General features: G+C 72.4%; 14 protein-coding genes and 1 pseudogene. 14 read left to right on the top strand and 1 reads right to left on the bottom strand.

Features of this window, described 5'->3' with window-relative positions; genetic code table 11:
• Positions 1-108 precede the first annotated feature (108 nt).
• Positions 109-645, bottom strand: coding sequence for an HNH endonuclease (locus tag ACWEEU_RS26525; RefSeq protein WP_039649619.1), 537 nt, complete (start codon positions 643-645; stop codon positions 109-111).
• 291 nt (positions 646-936) lie between these two features.
• Here ACWEEU_RS26525 and ACWEEU_RS26520 point away from each other — a divergent pair, with 291 nt between their 5' ends.
• From ACWEEU_RS26520 to ACWEEU_RS26455, 14 genes and pseudogenes are all read left to right on the top strand, one after another.
• Positions 937-2,049: a mechanosensitive ion channel family protein gene (locus tag ACWEEU_RS26520; protein WP_451735419.1), complete on the top strand. Its 1,113-nt coding sequence runs from the start codon at positions 937-939 to the stop codon at positions 2,047-2,049.
• A gap of 119 nt (positions 2,050-2,168) precedes the next feature.
• Positions 2,169-3,434: a 6-phospho-beta-glucosidase gene (locus tag ACWEEU_RS26515; protein ID WP_451735417.1), complete on the top strand. Its 1,266-nt coding sequence runs from the start codon at positions 2,169-2,171 to the stop codon at positions 3,432-3,434.
• Entirely contained in the window at positions 3,425-4,405 is a 981-nt protein-coding gene (locus tag ACWEEU_RS26510; protein ID WP_451735415.1) for an N-acetylglucosamine kinase, read from the top strand. The genes ACWEEU_RS26515 and ACWEEU_RS26510 overlap by 10 nt, the downstream gene beginning before the upstream one ends.
• Before the next feature lie 200 nt (positions 4,406-4,605).
• Positions 4,606-6,102, top strand: a complete 1,497-nt coding sequence (locus ACWEEU_RS26505; RefSeq protein ID WP_451735413.1) for a hypothetical protein — start codon at positions 4,606-4,608, stop codon at positions 6,100-6,102.
• Positions 6,103-6,116: 14 nt separating this feature from the next.
• On the top strand, positions 6,117-7,139 hold the full coding sequence (locus tag ACWEEU_RS26500) for a glutamate ABC transporter substrate-binding protein (RefSeq protein ID WP_451735411.1): 1,023 nt from the start codon (positions 6,117-6,119) through the stop codon (positions 7,137-7,139).
• A gap of 55 nt (positions 7,140-7,194) precedes the next feature.
• Positions 7,195-8,499, top strand: a complete 1,305-nt coding sequence (locus ACWEEU_RS26495; protein WP_385743695.1) for a coiled-coil domain-containing protein — start codon at positions 7,195-7,197, stop codon at positions 8,497-8,499.
• Between the two features lie 53 nt (positions 8,500-8,552).
• Positions 8,553-10,949, top strand: a complete 2,397-nt coding sequence (locus tag ACWEEU_RS26490; protein WP_451735521.1) for a tetratricopeptide repeat protein — start codon at positions 8,553-8,555, stop codon at positions 10,947-10,949.
• Between the two features lie 4 nt (positions 10,950-10,953).
• On the top strand, positions 10,954-12,228 hold the full coding sequence (locus tag ACWEEU_RS26485; RefSeq protein WP_451735409.1) for a PP2C family serine/threonine-protein phosphatase: 1,275 nt from the start codon (positions 10,954-10,956) through the stop codon (positions 12,226-12,228).
• 139 nt (positions 12,229-12,367) lie between these two features.
• On the top strand, positions 12,368-13,696 hold the full coding sequence (locus ACWEEU_RS26480; protein WP_451735407.1) for a VWA domain-containing protein: 1,329 nt from the start codon (positions 12,368-12,370) through the stop codon (positions 13,694-13,696).
• Between the two features lie 42 nt (positions 13,697-13,738).
• On the top strand, positions 13,739-15,256 hold the full coding sequence (locus tag ACWEEU_RS26475; RefSeq protein WP_451735405.1) for an FHA domain-containing protein: 1,518 nt from the start codon (positions 13,739-13,741) through the stop codon (positions 15,254-15,256).
• A gap of 187 nt (positions 15,257-15,443) precedes the next feature.
• Positions 15,444-16,208: a hypothetical protein gene (locus ACWEEU_RS26470; protein ID WP_451735403.1), complete on the top strand. Its 765-nt coding sequence runs from the start codon at positions 15,444-15,446 to the stop codon at positions 16,206-16,208.
• A 747-nt stretch (positions 16,209-16,955) separates the two neighbouring features.
• The gene (locus tag ACWEEU_RS26465) at positions 16,956-17,711 is read left to right on the top strand and encodes an XRE family transcriptional regulator (RefSeq protein ID WP_451735401.1); all 756 of its coding nucleotides are present in this window, start codon (positions 16,956-16,958) and stop codon (positions 17,709-17,711) included.
• A 305-nt stretch (positions 17,712-18,016) separates the two neighbouring features.
• Positions 18,017-18,460 (top strand): nuclear transport factor 2 family protein, encoded by a 444-nt coding sequence (locus ACWEEU_RS26460; protein WP_451735399.1) that lies wholly within the window; start codon positions 18,017-18,019, stop codon positions 18,458-18,460.
• A gap of 120 nt (positions 18,461-18,580) precedes the next feature.
• Positions 18,581-18,800: pseudogene (locus ACWEEU_RS26455) on the top strand (transposase); the annotation flags it as partial.
• Between the last annotated feature and the right edge of the window lie 128 nt (positions 18,801-18,928).

Here is an 18,928-nt window from a genome sequence, read left to right as displayed (position 1 = left end):
CCCAAGGCCCACGGCGGTGAACCGCACCCCGGGCCGGGCCGCAGGCCCAGAGCACGCCGCGGCTCACCCCGTAACTCACCCCCGCGCGGACGCGCGAAGGCCCGGAGGTCAGGCCGAAATGCCGTCGATCCGGGCCAGGGCGTCGTCCGCGCCGTAGGGCTGTAGGTAGGGGAGCCAGCGGGGGTCTCGGTGACCCGTGCCGATGATGCGCCAGGCCAGGCCGGTGGGCGGGGCGGGTTTGTGGCGCAGGCGCCAGCCGAGTTCGACCAGGTGGCGGTCGGCCTTGACGTGGTTGCAGCGGCGGCAGGAGGCCACCACGTTGTCCCAGACGTGCTTGCCCCCGCGAGAGCGCGGGATGACGTGGTCGACGCTGGTTGCGACGCCACCGCAGTACATGCACCGGCCGCCGTCCCGGGCGAACAGGGCCCGCCGGGTCAGGGGAACGGGGCCCCGGTAGGGCACCCGGACGAATCGCTTGAGCCGGACCACGCTGGGTGCGGGGACTGTGACGGTCGCGCTGTGCATATAGGCGCCGGATTCCTCGAGGGAGACGGCCTTGTTCTCCAGGACGAGGACGAGCGCGCGGCGGAGCGGTACGACGCCGAGCGGCTCGTACGACGCGTTGAGGACCAGGACATGCGGCACGGGTGCCTCCTTGGGCGTCGGCGGCGCGTGGCTCGCGCCGGGACGATCTGGAGCCAGTCTCCCCTCATGGCTGGTGGAAGCGCCACCATGTGCCGGTAACGGGCCGGGAGTGTTTTCAACCACACCGGAAGGGGTCCGAACGATCATGGCTGGTCAAGGTGCAGGTGGGAGGGGGTGGCCCTGAGCGAAACGGCGGAGCCGCGCACAATGCCCCGTTAGTGTGGTGGTTCTGTCCACCCGGTGACCTTTTCGTGATCTTACCGATCCGGCCGGGGCGGACCGCGCAGCACCATGGAGGTACCAGCCGTGTCCTTGCCCGTCGCCCTACTGGCCGCCGGAGCGTCCCCGTCTCCCTCGCCCTCGGGCTCGGACCCGGCGGTCCCCTCGCTCCAGGACGCCCAGCAGAGCGCGACCGACGCCGCGAGCTGGGTGGAGCAGAACTGGTCGACCTGGCTCGCCATGGGTCTGCAGATTCTGCTGATCATCGTCATCGCGGTCGCGCTGCGCGCCGTCGTACGGCGGGCGATCACCAAGCTGATCGAGCGGATGAACCGCACCGTCCAGGCGGTGGACCACACCGCGCTCGGCGGCCTCCTGGTCAACAACGAACGCCGCCGCCAGCGCTCCGCCGCCATCGGCTCGGTGCTGCGCTCGGTCGCCAGCTTCGTGATCCTCGGCACCGCCGCCCTGATGGTGCTCTCCACCTTCAAGATCAACCTCGCCCCGCTGCTGGCCTCGGCCGGTGTCGCCGGTGTCGCGATCGGTTTCGGCGCCCGCAACCTGGTCACCGACTTCCTCTCCGGCGTCTTCATGATCCTGGAGGACCAGTACGGCGTCGGCGACACGATCGACGCGGGCGTGGCCACCGGCGAGGTCGTCGAGGTCGGCCTGCGCGTGACCAAGCTGCGCGGCGACAGCGGCGAGATCTGGTACGTGCGCAACGGCGAGGTCAAGCGCATCGGCAACCTCTCCCAGGGCTGGGCCACGGCCAACGTGGACGTCACCGTCCGGGCCGGCGAGGACCTGGACAAGGTCAAGTCCGTGCTGGACGAGGTCGCCGAGAAGATGGGCAAGGAAGAGCCCTGGAACGAGCTGCTCTGGAGCCCCATCGAGGTCCTGGGCCTGGACAGCGTGCTGATCGACTCCATGGTGATCCGGGTCTCCGCCAAGACCATGCCCGGCAAGTCGGTCGGCGTGGAACGCGAACTGCGCTGGCGCATCAAGCGGGCCTTCGACAAGGCGAGCATCCCGATCGTGGGCGGCGCGACGGCCATCGAGGACGACGAGGACGCCCCCGCCGCGGACGCCTCGATCGCGGCGCCCTCCGCCTTCGCCAGCCCCACCTCCCCGCAGTCCCTGGCGACCAGCCCGATCATCCAGGCGAAGCCGACGACGGCCAAGTAACTCCCGCACCCCAGCGCGCCCCCGGTCCCGCCCGACCGGGGGCGCCGGCGTTGACGGCCGCTCCCACCGGGGCCTACGTTCGCTGCGCCGATCACCCCGGCAACGCGAGGGAGTCGCCCGTGAAGCTCACCGTGGTCGGCGGAGGCTCGACCTACACCCCCGAACTCGCCGACGGCCTCGCGCGGCTGCGCGACACCCTGCCCGTCGACGAACTGGTCCTTGTCGACCCCGCCCCGGAACGCCTCGAGCCCGTGGCCGCCGTCTCCCGCCGCATCTTCGCCCGCCACGGTCACCCGGCCCGGATCACCGCCACCGCCGACCTGGAGGCGGGAGCCGAGGGCGCCGACGCCGTCCTGCTCCAGTTGCGCGTCGGCGGCCAGGCGGCCAGGAACCAGGACGAGACCTGGCCGCTGGAGTGCGGCTGCGTCGGCCAGGAGACGACCGGCGCGGGCGGCCTCGCCAAGGCGCTGCGCACGGTCCCGGTGGTGCTGGACATCGCCGAGCGGGTACGCCGGGTCAGCCCCGGCGCCTGGATCGTGGACTTCACCAACCCGGTCGGCATCGTCACCCGCGCCCTGCTCAAGGCGGGCCACCGTGCGGTCGGCCTGTGCAACGTGGCCATCGGACTCCAGCGCAAGTTCGCCGCGCTGCTCGGCACCGCGCCCGGCGAGGTCCACCTCGACCACGTGGGCCTGAACCACCTCACCTGGGAAACCGCGGTCCGCCTCGGCGGCCCCGAGGGCCCCGACGTCCTCCCCCGCCTGCTGGCCGAGCACGGCGACACCGTCGCCGCCGACCTCCGGCTCCCCCGCGCCCTGCTCGACCGCCTGGGCGTGGTCCCGTCGTACTACCTGCGCTACTACTACGCGCACGACGAGGTGGTGGAGGAGCTGCGCGCCAGGCCCTCCCGCGCGGCCGAGGTCGCCGCCATGGAGCGCGAGCTGCTGGCCATGTACGCCGACCCGGCGCTGGACGAGAAGCCCGCGCTGCTCGCCAAGCGGGGCGGTGCCTACTACTCCGAAGCGGCGGTGGACCTGACGGCCGCCCTGCTCACCGGCAACGGCAGCCCCTACCAGGTCGTCAACACGCTCAACGCGGGCACGCTGCCCTTCCTCCCCGCCGACGCGGTGATCGAGGTCCCGGCGGCGGTGGGCGCGAAGGGGGCGGTGCCGCTGCCGGCGGGGGAGGTCGATCCGCTGTTCGCGGGGCTGATGGCCAACGTGACGGCGTACGAGGACCTGGCCCTGGAGGCGGCCCTGCGCGGCGGCCGGGAGCGGGTGTTCCGCGCGCTGCTCGCGCATCCCCTGGTCGGCCAGTACGCGTACGCCGACACCCTCACCGACCTCCTCCTCGCCCACAACCGGGAGCACCTGGCATGGGCGTGACGGCCACCGCGCTCGCCGTGGACGCGGGCAACAGCAAGACCGACGTGGCCGTGCTCACGGCGGAGGGCGAGGTGCTGGCCACGGCGCGCGGAGGCGGCTTCCGCCCGCCGGCGGTCGGACGGGAGCGGGCACTGGACGCACTGGCCGAACCGGTCGAGCGCGCCCTGTCCAAGGCGGGCCTCGAGACCGTCTCCCATGTCTCGGCCTGCCTCGCCAACGCCGATCTCCCGGTGGAGGAAGCCGAGTTGGCGACCGCACTGCGCACACGCGCCTGGGGCTCCTCGGTCACCGTCCGCAACGACACCTTCGCCGTCCTGCGCGCCGGAGTGGCCGAGCCCCGGGGCGTGGCGGTGGTGTGCGGGGCGGGCATCAACTGCGTCGGGATGCGCCCCGACGGCGCTACCGCCCGTTTCCCGGCCCTCGGCCGGCTCTCCGGCGACTGGGGCGGCGGCTGGGGTCTGGCCGAGGAGGCGCTGTGGCACGCGGCCCGCGCCGAGGACGGCCGGGGCGGCCCGACGGAGCTGGCCCGGGTGCTCCCGGCGCACTTCGGCCTGGACTCGATGTACGCCCTGATCGAGGCCCTGCACCTCGGACACCTCCCGTCGGATCGCCGGTACGAGCTGACGCCGGTCCTCTTCGGGACGGCCGCCCGGGGTGACGGGGTGGCCCGCTCGCTGGTCCGGCGCCTGGCCGAGGAGGTCGCGGTGATGGCCTCGGTGGCACTGACCCGCCTGGACCTCCTCGGGGAACCCACGCCGGTCGTGCTCGGCGGCAGCGTGCTGACGGCCGGATACGCGGTCCTGGACGACGCCGTACGCGAGCACCTCAACTCCCTTGCCCCACAGGCCGATCCACGACCGATCCGCGCCGCGCCGATCCTGGGCGCCGCCCTCCTCGCCCTGGATCATCTCGACGCGCCCCCGGAATCGGGGCAACGCGCCCGCTCGTACTGGGAGTCGGAACACCCCTGACGCCAACCTCGCGCCAGAACAGTCCTGTTCACCCTCGCACCGGGAACCGATCGGGATTGACCCGGCGTGTTTGTGGACAGGTCGCGTTCCTGGACGGGTGGTGACATGCCGTCGTCCGGGCGAGATGCGGTGAAGGCTGGTGCGGAAGGCGGTGCGGGCGGTGATACTGGGCGGCGAACGATGACCATGGGGGAGGTCGGGTGACACAACCGCCGAGGAGCAGCGCGCCGCCGACGGCAGGCTCCGCCCTGCCCGCGCCGTCGGCCGCCGTGCCCGCGCGGCCCGGCGCGCTCCCGCAGCCCACCCTCACCGCCCCGCCCGCCGTGCCGCCCCAGGGCGGCCGGCCGGCGAGCGGCCACTCCTCCGCGCCCGAACCACCCGGCCGTCGTACCGCGTTCGTCGAGGGCGCCGAGCGGCTGCGGGCCGCCGCGACCACCGAGCCGGGCCGGCTGCGGGTCATCGGGGCCGTACTCGCGCTGCTGGTCGTGGCGTTCGGCGCGGTCACCGCCTGGCAGAGCGGCGAGCGCGCGGCCGCCGCCGACGACGTGCTGCACGGCAGCCAGCCGCTCAGTTCCGGCGCCGCGTCGATCTACCGCTCGCTGGCGGACGCCAACACCACGGTCTCCAGCGGCTTTCTGGCGGGCGGGCAGGAGACGCCGGAGACCCGGGACCGGTACGAGAAGGACATCAGCCGGGCCGCCGCCGGTCTGGTTACGGCCGCCGCGAAGTCGGAGCCGGACTCCCCCGCCGCGGCGAGCATCGCCAAGCTGAACCGGCTGCTGCCGGAGTACAAGGGGCTGATCGAGCGCGCCCGGGTCTACAACCGGCAGGGCTATCCGGTCGGCGGCGCCTATCTGCGGTACGCCAACGAGAAGATGCAGCAGGACATGCTGCCGGCCGCCGAGGACCTGTACACCAAGGAGAACCAGCGCCTGGCCGCCGACTACGGCGACGCGACCCCGTACCCCTGGGCGGCCGTCGCGCTCGGTGTCCTCGCGCTCGGCGCGCTCGCGTGGGCGCAGCACCGCGAGTACCGGCGCACCAACCGCGTCCTGAACCAGGGCCTGGTCGCGGCCACCACCGCCACCACCGTCGTCCTGCTCTGGCTGCTCGTCGGACACACGGTGGCCCGCGCCGGGCTGCACGGCTCCGAGGAGCACGGCATCCGCTCCCTGAACGTCCTGCACAGCGCCCAGATCGCCGCCCTGAAGGCGCGCGGCAACGAGAACCTCGGTCTGGTGGCGCGCGGCGCCGAGACGGTCACGGTCGACGGCACGGTGTACGACGCGTACTACCGGGGCTTCGACCAGGAGATGACGGCGCTGAACGGCAGCCTGAAGCGCGCGGGTTCCCTCGCCGACGACCCGGCGGGCGCGCGGCCGGTCACCGCGGCGACGCGGAACATGGCGGAGTGGAAGAAGCGGCACGCGGACGCCCACCACGAGGACGACAGCGGCGACTACCAGCAGGCGCTGGCCATGGTGATCGGCGCCAAGGGCACCACCGGGGAGTGCTTCGACGGCGTGGACGAGAACCTCAACCGCGCCATCGGCCACGAGCAGGCGGAGTTCGAGCGGGCGGCCGGCGACGGCCGTGACGCGATGACCGGGCTGCCCGCGGGCGCCGCCGCCCTCGGTGTGCTCGGCGCGGCCGGTGCGGTGCTCGGCATCGGGCGCAGGCTTTCGGAGTACAGGTGACAGGGGGCCGGACGATGGACGCGGCAGGAGGACGCACCCGGCTGCGCGGCTGGGGCGGGGTCGGCGCGATGGCGGTGCTGTGTGCCCTCGCGCTCGGCTTCGTGCTGCTCCTCCCGCGTACCCAGGCGCACCCGGAGCCCGGCCCGGTGACGTCGGTGGGTCCGGTGGTCGAGGGCAGCCAGGCGCGCGCCTCGAAGTGCGAGGACGACAAGGCGCAGGACCGGTCGCTGCCGCCGTCGAAGGCGAGCGGGAAGACGATCGACGCGATCAAGGCCCGGCCCGGCACCCGCAAGCTGATCGTCGGCGTGGACCAGAACAGCTACCGCTGGGGCTACCGCAATCCGAACAACCCGGGTGCGGAGCTGGAGGGCTTCGACATCGACCTGGTGCACCGGATCGCCGAGGACATCGTGGGCGACCCGGACGCCGTGCAGTTCAAGGCGATTCCCACCAGCCAGCGCATCGCGGCACTCAAGGAGGGCCGGGTGGACATGGTGGTGCGCACGATGACGATCAGTTGCGAGCGGCTGAAGGACGTCGCGTTCTCCGCGCCGTACTTCCGGACCGGTCAACAGGTGCTGGCGCCCAAGTCCTCGCCGGTGAAGGGATATCGGGACCTCGCGGGCAAGCGGGTGTGCACGGCGGCCGGCTCGACCGCGCGGAAGAAGCTGGAGCTGGACGTGAAGTCCGGTGCGGTGAAGGCGATCGTCGCCGGTGCCGTGCCCAACCAGCTCGACTGCCTTGTGCGGTTGCAGCTCGGCGAGGCGGACGCGGTGATCACCGACGGCGCGCTCGCCGCGAGCCAGGCCGCCCAGGACCCGACGCTCGAACTCAAGGGCCCCGCTTTCACGACCGAGTACTACGGCGTGGCCATGAAGAAGGACGCGGGGGACCTGGTGGGCCGGGTCAACCGCGTGCTGGCGGACTACCGTTCCGACGGCTGGCAGGCGTCGTACGACAAGTGGCTGTCGGCGACACTGGGCAAGGACGCGAAGCCGTACCGGCCGCCCTTGCCGGAGTACCGGGGTGAGAGCTGAGCGCACCGGGCAGCACGAGACAGCGCCGACTTGGGACAGCAGCGAGAGGTGATCGATGGGCGTCACGGACCCCGCCGGGCCGGTGATGGACCGGGACGAGGTGGACCGTGCGCTGGCGCGGCTCGGCCAGGAGCACGAGGCGATCGAGACCTCGCTGCTCGCGCTCCAGGACCACGCGGGCCGCAGACTTCTGGAGGGCGCCGAGCTGACCGGTGTCACCAAGGAACGCTGGGCGGCCGCGGACGAGGCCATCACCGTGCTGTGGGCCTGCTTCGACGCGTACACGGCCACGCTGCGCCAGGCCCGCGAGATCCGCTCCCGGCGCCGCTGGTCCAGCCGTGAGGACCTGGTGGAGCTGACCGGGCTGCTGCGCGGGGAGTCGGTCACGCTGGCCAGCCCGGCGCTCCCGGCCGGCACCGGCAGACTCAGCGAGAGCTGTACGCTCACCGCCCTCGTCGACCGGATGAACGAGCTGTACGCCTCTTCCCTGGACGTGGTGGTCGCCGCCGACGCGGTGTGGTCGGCGCTGCCCGCCCGGATAGATTTACTCGCCGCCGAACTCCACCGCACCCGCGGTCTCGCCCACTCCGTAGGGGTGCGCCCCGGCGAACATCCGGCCGGTGACGACCTGGAGGGCATCACGGCCACGCTGACCGAGCTGCGCGCCCGCGTGATCAGCGACCCGCTCGCCTACTGGAAGCCCGCGCAGGGCAGTTCGGCGCCCGGCGGCGGGCGCCCGGACACCACGGTGTACGACCGCGAGGCCCGTGCCCTGGAAGACGTGCGCCGGGAGATCGACGCGGTGCTGACGGTGCGTCAGGACGCGGAGGAGCGGCTGATCCGGCTGCGGGACGTGCTGCTGCGCGCCGACCGGACGCTGGCCGAGGCGCGCACCGCGCGCGGCGAGGTCCTGGCGAAGATCGCGGCGACCGAGGTGCCGGTCGTGAGCGGTCCGCCGACCGTGCTCCAGGAGCAGTTGGCGACGGCAGCCGAGTACCGCAGGCAGGCTCGCTGGCACCGGCTCTCCCCGCTGCTGGACTCCCTCGAGCGGCGGGCGGAGGACGAACTGCTGCGCGCGCGCGAGTCGTTGACGGCCGTGACCGCGCCGCTCGCGGTCCGCGCCGAGCTGCGTGGCCGCCTGGACGCCTACCGGGCGAAGGTCGCCCGGCACGGTCTGGCCGAGGACCCGCTGCTGATCGAACGGTACGACGCGGCCCGCCGCATGTTGTGGAGCGCGCCCTGCGATCTGCGTGTGGCCGAGCAGGCGGTGCTGCGCTACCAGCACGCGGCGGCCGAACTGCTCAACGCGCCGAAGGTGCCGGAGCACGGGCCCACGGACGCGAAGGGGGACGAGGGGTGAGCGAGGAACGGCACGCCTGCCAGCGCCCGGACTGCTCGGGCCGTTACGAGGACATGGGCGGCGGGGGGCTGTACTGCGACACCTGCGGTCTGGCGCCGGTGGTCGCCCCGGTGACCCCACTGGTGCCGTCTGTCGCGGCCCCGGAGTCCACCGGCCCCACGGAGAGCGGCAGTTCGCGCAGTGCCCGCACCTCCTCGCAGTCCTCGCGTTCGCGCCGCTCGGTCTCGGGCCGGCTCTCCCGCGCCGACTCGGGCCGCGCCGGCGGGCGTTCGGTGTCGGTGCGCAGCTCGGGCGCGTCCTCCGGCCAGTCCGGGCGCGGGCGCCTCGGCGCCGGTCTGGTGGCGGTGCCGCAGGTGCCGAGGCCCGACCCGCGCGCGATGGTGCTGGAGAACCCGCAGGTGCCCGAACGCAAGCGGTACTGCTCCCGCTCGGACTGCGGGGCGCCGGTCGGCAGGGCGCGGGGTGAGCGTCCGGGCCGCACGGAAGGTTTCTGCACCAAGTGCGGGCACCCGTACTCCTTCGTGCCGAAGCTGCGCGCCGGGGACATCGTGCACGGGCAGTACGAGGTGGCGGGCTGTCTCGCGCACGGCGGGCTCGGCTGGATCTACCTCGCCGTCGACCGTGCCGTGTCCGACCGCTGGGTGGTGCTCAAGGGCCTCCTCGACACCGGCGACCAGGACGCGATGGAGGCGGCGATCTCCGAGCGCCGGTTCCTCGCGGAGATCGAGCACGCGGGCATCGTGCGGATCTACAACTTCGTCGAGCACCTGGACCAGCGCACCGGCTCCCTGGACGGCTACATCGTCATGGAGTACGTCGGCGGCAAGTCCCTGAAGGAGATCGCCAACGCCCGCCGCACTCCCGACGGCCGCCGCGACCCGCTCCCGGTGGAGCAGGCGTGCGCGTACGGCATCGAGGCCCTGGAGGCGCTCGGTCATCTGCACAGCCGCAACCTGCTCTACTGCGACTTCAAGGTCGACAACGCCATCCAGACCGAGGACCAGCTCAAGCTGATCGACATGGGCGCGGTGCGCCGGATCGACGACGAGGAGTCCGCGATCTACGGCACGGTGGGCTACCAGGCTCCCGAGGTCGCGGACGTGGGCCCTTCTGCGGCCAGCGACCTCTACACGGTGGGCCGCACCCTCGCCGTCCTCACCTTCGACTTCCAGGGCTACACGACCGTCTACGCCGACTCGCTGCCCGACCCGGACACCATCGAGGTCTTCCGGCGCTACGAGTCCTTCTACCGCTTCCTGGTCCGCGCGACCGACCCCGACCCGGCCCGCCGGTTCGCCTCCGCGCAGGAGATGGCCGAGCAGCTGACCGGGGTGCTGCGCGAGGTGGTCTCGCTGCAGACCGGGCAGCCCCGGCCGGCGCTGTCGACCCTGTTCGGACCCGAAGTGCGGGTCACGGACAGCGAGTTGTTCCCGGTGCTGGAGGGCGACGTGTCCCGCCTGGGCACGCGCGGCATGGGCCGTACGTCGTCGGCTCCGCCGCCGGCCCTGGTCCGGGCGGTGGACACGGCGGCCGCCGCGCTCGCGCTGCCGGTCCCGCTGGTCGACCCGAACGACCCGGACGCCGGTTTCCTGGCGGGTCTGACCGCCACCGCCCCGGGTGAGCTCCTCGCCGCCCTGGACGCGGCCCCCGCGCAGACCGTGGAGACCCGGCTGCGCGGAGTCCGCGCCCGTCTCGAACTGGACGACTCCCAGGCCGCGTTGACCTCGCTGGCCCGTCTGGAGGCGGAACGCCCCGACGACTGGCGGGTGGTCTGGTACCGGGGCGTGACCGCCCTGGCCACCGGCGACCTCGCCCACGCCGCGCTCGCCTTCGACGCGGTCTACGACGCCTTTCCCGGCGAGCCCGCCCCCAAGCTGGCGCTCGGACTGTGCGCTGAGGTGCTGGGTCAGCTGGACAACGCCGCCGAGTACTACCGGCTGGTGTGGGCGACCGACCCGGGCTTCGTCAGCGCCGCGTTCGGACTCGCCCGGGTGCGGCTCGCGGCCGGGGACCGGACCGGGGCGGTGGACACGCTGGAGTCGGTGCCGGAGTCGTCCATCCACTACACCGCCGCCCGGGTCGCGGCCGTGCGTGCCCGCCTCAGACAGCGCACGGCGAGCCCGGGTGACGTACCGTTCCTGGACGATCTGACCGCCGCGGCGGCCCAGATCGAGGCGCTGGACGCGTACGGCCTGGACCCGGCGCGGCGCGAGCGGTTGTCGGCGGAAGTCCTCGGCTGCGCCCTGGACTGGATACTCTCCCAGGGCAGGGGCACCGGCTCGCCCGCCCCGGGCGGACGGGTGCTGCTCGGCAGCGGTCTGGACGAGCGGGGTCTCCGCTTCGGTCTGGAACGCGCGTACCGCACGCTGGCCCGGCTGGCGCCCGGCGGCGAGGAGAGGATCGAACTGGTGGAACGGGCCAACCGTTACCGCCCCCGGACGTGGGTGTAGGCGAATGTCACAGATGCCCCAGCAGGCCGCACTGCCGAAGTGCCCGAGCTGCGCGGAGCCGCTCGAGCCCGGCGACCTCTTCTGCGGTGCCTGCGGATACGACCTCTCCCAGGTGCCCCCGCCGCCCCGGGACCAGCCGACGCTCGCCATGACGGGCGCCGCCGACGTGGACTGGCCCGACCCCGAGCCGCCGGGCCCCGACAGCGCCGAGCCGAGGACGCACCGCGCCACGGACGTGCCCGGCACCGACTCCGGGGGCGCGCCGCTGCCGGGCCCGGCGGCGGCCTCCGCGGGCGTACGCCTCGACCGGCCCAGCGAGCCGGAGGAGTACGCGCTCCAGGCGCCGGATCCGCGCGCGGAGCCCGCGACGGTCTGCGTGGCCTGCCGCGCGGGCCGGGTGGACGGCGACGGCTACTGCGAGAACTGCGGCCACGCCCAGCCCCGCGAACGGGACCACCTGGAGCGCGAGTCGGGCCCGCTGGCCGCCGTCAGCGACCGGGGCCTGCGCCACCACCGCAACGAGGACGCCTTCGCCGTCGCGCACACCGCGCTGCCCGACGGCGCGCCCGCCTCCGTCGCCGTCGTCTGCGACGGCGTCTCCTCCGCGACCCGCCCGGACGAGGCGTCCATGGCCGCCGCGCGCGCGGCCGGCGACAGCCTGCTGGCGACCCTGCCCCGCGGCACGCATCCGCAAGCGGCCATGCACGAGGCGATCGTCACCGCCGCGCAGGCGGTCGACGCGCTCGCCGGGGAGCCGGACGAGGCCCGCGAGCACGCCCCGCACCAGAACGCCCCGGCCTGCACCATCGTCGCCTCCGTCGTCACCTCCGGACTCCTGGTCGTCGGCTGGGTCGGCGACAGCCGCGCCTACTGGGTGCCCGACGACCGCACCGCCGCCCCGGCCCGTCTCACGGAGGACGACTCCTGGGCCGCGCAGATGGTCGCCGCCGGGCTGATGAACGAGACCGAGGCGTACGCCGACGAGCGCGCCCACGCGATCACCGGCTGGCTCGGCGCGGATGCCTACGAACTGGAGCCGCACACCGCGTCGTTCAAGCCCGACCGGGCCGGAGTGGTGATCGTCTGCACCGACGGCCTGTGGAACTACGCCGAGGCGGCGGAGGAACTGGCCCGCATCGTGCCCGAGGACGCGGCGGAGCGTCCGCTGCACGCCGCGCAGGTGCTCGTCGGCCACGCACTGGACGGCGGGGGCCACGACAACGTAACAGTGGCCGTCGTGCCGTTCCCCGCACCCGCTCGGGGGGCAGGATCGGCCTGAGGCCGTTCGCGCGCGGGACCATCGCGCGCCGTGGGGCGGCCGCGCACGGGGAAGCAGCCGCGAGACCGGAGGGGACCGGGATCGCGGCCCACGCACCGCCCCGCCTCGGCGGGGTGCTTCTTGGGGGATGTGAAGCAGCATGGCCAATTTCGCGAAACCGGCGGGTCCGCGGTTCTCGGTGGAGGTCTACCAGAACGAGTACCTGCCGGAGGACGGCCGCGAGGTCCACGCCGTCGTCACGGTGACGGCGACGGGCGGCTCCGCCGCGCTCCGGACGACGGGTGCGAGCGGGGGTCCGTCGGCCGCCGTCGCGCTCATGGTGGACTGCTCCGGCTCGATGGACTACCCGTCGGCCAAGATGCGCAACGCCCGCGACGCCACGGCCGCCGCCCTGGACGCCCTGCGCGACGGTACCCACTTCGCGGTGATCGACGGCACGCACGTCGCCCGCGAGGTCTACCCCGGCGGCGGGCGGCTCGCGGTGGCCGACGCCACCACCCGCGAGCAGGCCAAGCGCGCGCTGCGCCGCCTCTCGGCGGGCGGCGGCACGGCCATCGGCACCTGGCTGCGCCTGGCCGACCGGCTGCTCGCCTCCGCGGACGTGGAGATCCGGCACGGCATCCTGCTCACCGACGGACGCAACGAGCACGAGTCGCCCGAGGCGCTGCGCGCCACCCTGGACGCGTGCGCCGGACGGTTCACCTGTGACGCCCGCGGGGTGGGCACCGACTGGGAAGTGAAAGAAGTCACAGCCATCGCCTCGGCCCTCCTCGGCACCGCCGACATCGTGGCCGATCCGGCCCGTCTGACCGACGACTTCACCACGATGATGGAGACGGCGATGGGCAAGGAGGTCGCCGACGTCGCCCTGCGGGTGTGGACCCCGGCGGGCGCCGTCGTCTCGTACCTCAAGCAAGTGGCGCCCTCGGTCGAGGAATTGACCGACCGGCGCACCGAGGCGGGCCCGCGCGCCGGGGACTACCCGACCGGCTCCTGGGGCGACGAGTCCCGCGACTACCACCTCTGCGTGACGGTCCCGCCGGCCGGACTCGGCCAGGAGATGCTGGCCGCACGGGTCTCCCTGGTGGTGCCGCAACCGGGAGGAACGGCACAGAACATCGGCGCGCAGGGGCTCGTACGGGCCGTGTGGACCGACGACTTGACCGCCTCGACCGCCATCAACCCCCAAGTCGCCCACTACACGGGTCAGGCCGAACTGGCGCAGGCCATCCAGCAGGGCATAGACCTCCGCAAAGCGGGCGATATGGACGGAGCAACGGCCAAACTGGGGCGTGCTGTTCAGCTCGCGAGGGTGTCGGGGAACGCGGATACTGCGAAACTGCTTGCGAAGGTGGTGGACGTGGTGGACGCCTCGACAGGTACTGTGCGGTTGAAAGCGAAGGTCACCGAGGCCGACGAGATGACGCTCGAAACCCGGTCCACCAAGACCGTCCGCGTGAAGAAGTGACCCTGCGTAAACAAGTGCCTCAGGAGAAGGGGTAGCACCGACATGCCGACCTGCCCGAACGGACACCAGTCGGGTGCCGACGACTGGTGCGAGGTGTGCGGTCACCGCATGGCCGGTGCCGTACCCCCGCCCCCGCCGTCCTCCGGCGGCTACGGCTTCCCGCCGCCGCGCGCCGAGGGCCGCCCCGCGTCGTCCTCGAACCCGGAGCTGTGCCCGCAGTGCCGTACGCCCCGCGAGGGCGGCGCGCCCTTCTGCGAGGAGTGCCGGTGGAACTTCCTCACCAACACGGCGACCTCGTACACGCCCGCGTCCCCGCCCGGCGGCGGCCGCCAGCAGCCCCGCTTCCAGCCGCCGAGCGCCTCCTACGGCGGCGGTGACGGCTACGAGTACCAGGGCTCCCGCCCCTCCCAGGTCAACCGCCCCGCCGAGCCGATACCCCCCTTCGACAACGAGCCCTCGGGCCCGACCCCGTTCGGCGCGGCTCGCGGCGGCCCGGCGACGCCTCCGCAGACGGCGGGGGGCCCGTCGGCGTTCGGCGCCCGGCCCGGCGGCCAGCAGCAGGGGTTCGGCGCAGGCCAGGGCGGTCCCGGCGGCGGCCCTGCGGGCGGTTCCGCGGGTGGCCAGGGGCGCCCGTCGATGTTCGAACGGGAGCGACCGGGCCAGGGCGGCCAGGGCGGCCCTCCGCCGTTCGGCGGCGGCCGTGACCAGTCCGGCCCCGGCGGTCAGGGCGGCGGCCAGTCGCCGTTCGGTCGTGAGCCCTCGGCTCCGGGCGGTCCGGGTGCCTTCGACCGCGGCCCCTCGGGTCCCGGCGGCCAGGGTGGTCCGGGTGCCTTCGACCGCAACCCCTCAGGTTCCGGCACGCAGGGCGGCGGAGCCCAGTCCCCCTACGGCCGCGACCCGTCCGGCTTCCCCGGCCCCTCCGGCGGTCCTTCCGGCCAGGCCCCCTCCGCGTTCGGCGGCGCCCCCTCCCGGCAGGCCCCGCCCGGCGCCCCCTCCGGCTACCCGCAGGAGAGCGGCCGCCCGAACAACGGCGGTCCCTCCTTCGGCGGCGGTGCCGACGACTGGGTGATCTCCCCGCCGTCGTCCCCGTCGCAGAACGGCCCGTCGGGCGGCTACGGCTACCCGCAGCAGCCGTCGGGCTACCAGCAGGGCCCGGCCACGTGGACGGCGACCATAGGCCCGGACCGCGAGTACTTCATGGCGATGATGCAGCGCTCCGGCCCGGAGGCGGCCGGCCTCAACCTGCCCGCCTACTCCCCCGAGCAGCAGCGCCCCCTCACCGGCAACCAGCTCACCATCGGCCGCCGCCGCCACTCCACCGGCGACACCCCCGACATCGACCTCTCGGTCCCCCCGGAGGACCCCGGCGTCTCCCACCAGCACGCCGTCCTGGTCCAGCAGCCGGACGGCAACTGGGCGGTGGTCGACCAGAACTCCACCAACGGCACGACGGTCAACGGCGGCGACGAGCCCATCCAGCCCTTCGTCCCGGTCCCGCTCCAGGACGGCGACCGGGTGCACGTGGGGGCGTGGACGACGATCACGATCCGCCGGGACTGAGACGGGGCGCGACTGAGGGCCGTCCCCTAAATGATCTTCGATCGGTGTCGGTCGCCTCGTGCGAGGCGGCGATCGCCTGATGCCCGATCGTGATCCACGGGTGTACAACCCCGTGTGGATCCCGGCTGTCTGAAAGGCGCCGGAAGACGAGTCTCCGGCGTCTTTCGGCGCAGAGATCGGGGATCAGGTGAGGAAGAAGATCTGGAGAGCTGCCGTGGCCGGTGGCGCGACGGCGGTGTTCACGGGCATGGCCGCGGTGCCGGCCGGGGCGGCCGAGGGCGGGGTCTCGTTCACCCGTGTCCAGGTGAACGGCGGCAAGCCCATCGTGATCGGGGTGTCGGACGAGGTCGCGGCGCCCGCCTCCTTCCGGATGGCGACCACCCACGAGTGGAAGTATCCGGCGGTGTTCCTGTATCGCGGCAATGCGGGTGACCGGCTGTGGCACGCCATCGAGACGAGCGACTGCGTCAAGGTGAGCGCCGGTGTGTGCGACTTCAGCGAGACGATGTACTTCGACCCGAGCGTGTGGGACATGCACAACAGCGAGGCCGGAGCCTGGAAGGTCGCGGCCGAGGTGTCCTTCAAGGGCGGCGGCGGTGACACCGACGACGAGGGCCTCACTGTCCACGTCAAGCGCAACTCCCGCCTGACCGTGAACGCCTCGCCCGAGCCGGTGGCCAAGGGCAGGACCATCACCGTGACCGGAAAGGTCACGCGGGCCAACTGGGAGACCAGGAAGTACGCCTCCTACGGAAGCCGCCTGGTGAGCCTGCAGTTCAAGCCCACCGGAGCCACCTCCTACACCACGGTGAAGAAGGTGTACGCGAACGGCTCGGGTGATCTCAGGACGACCGTGAAGGCATCGCGGACCGGCACCTGGCGCTGGGCGTACTACGGCAACACCACCACCGGACCGTCGGCTTCGACCGGCGACAACCTCGTAGTGAAGTGACTTCCCCGGACTGTCTCTCGACCTGGGGGGACACGCTGAGCGTGACGCTCACTCGGCTCCACACGTGACTCCTCCTGAGCTTCGGCCCAGGATCACGTGCTGTTGACCGTCGTCAGCGAGGCCCCGTGACCGACCGAGTGCGGATTGCCGAGTCGTGTCGCACCCAATCCGAGTGGAGCCGTCAAGAGGTGCTGCGGCGCACTGCTGGAGCCTCGGACGAGAGGCACCGGGGCTCGTTCTCCGGGTGCGTCAGGTCGGGTAGCGACGGGGGCGGGTGGATTCCGGTGGGGGTGTACAGGGGCCCATGTCGGCGCACAGGATGACTTCGATGTCCGCCCCCGTCATGCGCGGTATCCAGCGACGGACTCCGCTGTCGGTCCACCGACCGCACCGCGCGCACGTGCCCGACACCGGGGGCGACGTCATGTCCCAGACGGGGCTCATCGGACGCCCTCCCGGTGGCGCGGACATCCGCAGGGCGGGAACGACTGGCTGAACGGGATGTCGCGGGCCGCCTGAACGTGACGGACGGGACGGACGACCGTGCGCTGTCCGGTCTCGGGGTTCACCCGGTAGACCTTGATCGTCAGGCCCGGGTGCGAACCATCATCACCTTGTGTGGTCGACATGTGACACAGGATCAAGCTCACGGCCTCCGGTGCGCGGCGGCGAATGGGGCGTCATTTCGGTGACACGCAGGGCGTCAATTCGGTGTCATTAGGGGGCGTGCGCGGGTAACTTGACCACATGACGACACCGAACGCCACGCTCCGGGCCGTGCGGCTCGGGTTGCTGATGAGCCAGGACGAACTCGCCCGCGCGGTACGGGATGCCGGACAGCGGGCGGGTCAGCCCAACGAAGCCACGAAGCGCCTCGTACAGCGCTGGGAGAGCGGCGAGACCGCCGTGCCCCGGCCGATCTACGCACGCGCATTGGAGAGCGTGACGGGCCTGCCGATCGAGTCGCTGGGGTTCGCGGCCCCGGTGCCGCAGTTGCGCGTGACCGGCGACGGACACGGCGGCCACGACGTGCAGGACAGCCCCGTCGGCGTCCCGGCGACGACCGCGGCCCAGACCGCCCCGAGAGGCAACCACTCGGGGATCTGGCTGAGCACGTACGAATACTTCAGCTCCGGGCGCGACAACTCGTTCACCGGCAAGCACTACGTCGTCCTGCTCCAACACGGCAACCGCCTCACCGGCCGCAGCCTGCCCCAGGGCTCGCTGAACCCCGACTCGCCTCTCACCCTGGACCTCCAGGTCGAGGGCAACATCGTCACCGGCACCTGGAACGAGAAGACCGCGAGCGAGGGCTACTACCGCGGCGCGCGCTACTTCGGCGCCGTACAGATGCTGGTCGAGCCGACCGGCCGCCGCATGGCCGGCAAGTGGGTCGGCTTCGGCAAGGAGTTCGACGTGAACACAGGCCCGTGGGAACTGCGCTTCATGGACGCCGACACCAGCAAGGCCACCATCGCCCGCTACAACCGGACACCCGAATGACCCGCCCTCAGGGTCCCCCCCCCTTGACCAGGGGACTCACTCACCTCGGGCTTTCACGAGCGGTGCCGTCCACCGCTTGCTCAGAGACGCGAGAAGTGCTCCTGAACTGCAACGATGAGACCTGTGGAGGGCCTTGGCCGTTGCTGTCGAAGGAGCACCTCTCAGGCGAAGACCGCATGTCCGCGTCCAGCGCCACGGGTGGGGTCGGACGGGCGGGGTGCTGCTGGTCGAGACAGTCCGCAGTAAGGGCCCGCATCACGCGATAATGATCGTTGGCTGCATGTGCGTATCACTTGGGGGGTCTTGTGAGTCTGAGTCCGCGCGAGGTATTTCTCCGGCTTGTTCATGGGGTCGCCGACGGGAACTTGAGCGAGTTGCCTGACCTGTATGGCGAGGTCACCGATGTCCGGCATCCGATGGCGACGCCGGAGTCCGAGCCGTTGACGAGTCGGCGTGCGCTCCGGGAGCACTTCACGGTACCGCCGGAAGTTCGGGAGTCCTTGCCGAAGAGGAGTGTCGTCGACGTCGTCGTCCACGAGACGGCCGATCCTGAAGTGATCGTCGCCGAGTTCGCCTACGAGTTCACGTTGCCGGACGACTCCGCGGCCAAGGTGCCCTGCGTCTTCGTCATGCGTGTGCGGGACGGTCAGATCATCGAGTCACGCGACTACATTGACCCGATCCGTACGCACACGGCACGCGGGGACCTTGACCGCCTCATCGCGTCGTTGCGCAAGGGCGTTTCCTGACCCCGCGCTTTCCGGGGTGGGCTGTCCAAAAGTTGACCAGAAACACGGAAAATGCTCTTGACCTGCAACGATAGGACTTGCTGAGGTTCCGTAGGCTGCGGGGAAAGGAGCACTTTCCAGGTGAGAGAGCCTGTCGCGTCCCACCCACGTGTCCGTGTTCAGGGTGACGGCCGGCCGGTCGTCACCCAGGCCGGTGCGGTCTTGGTGGTGGAGACGGTCCGCAAGACCGGTCTTGACCGGGGCGATATCCGCGGCACTGACGCCCTGGCGGAAGCCACGGGCCGTCCACGATCCCGGGAAGATCCTCCTGGACTTTGCGCTGGTGGCCGCGTTGGGCGGTTGGCCGGTGAGAGAGCCCCTGATGCCACCGGAACAGTGAGCCTTTTCAGCGTGGCCACCGATCGGGTGATGAGGCGGGTGCGGGGGTGGGGTACGCAACTGGCAGGGCTCCCGTGCCGTTGAGGGAGA

It is taken from the genome of Streptomyces sp. NPDC005004 (genome assembly GCF_053600675.1).
The sequence above is the reverse complement of the archived record's forward strand: the minus strand, read 5'-3'. Positions and strand labels throughout refer to the sequence as shown.

Excerpts from the sequence above, each read along its gene's own strand:
- ACWEEU_RS26520 (WP_451735419.1), top strand. The coding sequence starts at position 937 with ATGGAGGTACCAGCCGTGTCCTTGCCCGTCGCCCTACTGGCCGCCGGA.
- ACWEEU_RS26510 (WP_451735415.1), top strand. The coding sequence starts at position 3,425 with ATGGGCGTGACGGCCACCGCGCTCGCCGTGGACGCGGGCAACAGCAAG.
- ACWEEU_RS26500 (WP_451735411.1), top strand. The coding sequence starts at position 6,117 with ATGGACGCGGCAGGAGGACGCACCCGGCTGCGCGGCTGGGGCGGGGTC.
- ACWEEU_RS26495 (WP_385743695.1), top strand. The coding sequence starts at position 7,195 with ATGGGCGTCACGGACCCCGCCGGGCCGGTGATGGACCGGGACGAGGTG.
- ACWEEU_RS26490 (WP_451735521.1), top strand. The coding sequence starts at position 8,553 with ATGGGCGGCGGGGGGCTGTACTGCGACACCTGCGGTCTGGCGCCGGTG.
- ACWEEU_RS26485 (WP_451735409.1), top strand. The coding sequence starts at position 10,954 with ATGTCACAGATGCCCCAGCAGGCCGCACTGCCGAAGTGCCCGAGCTGC.
- ACWEEU_RS26480 (WP_451735407.1), top strand. The coding sequence starts at position 12,368 with ATGGCCAATTTCGCGAAACCGGCGGGTCCGCGGTTCTCGGTGGAGGTC.
- ACWEEU_RS26475 (WP_451735405.1), top strand. The coding sequence starts at position 13,739 with ATGCCGACCTGCCCGAACGGACACCAGTCGGGTGCCGACGACTGGTGC.
- ACWEEU_RS26465 (WP_451735401.1), top strand. The coding sequence starts at position 16,956 with ATGACGACACCGAACGCCACGCTCCGGGCCGTGCGGCTCGGGTTGCTG.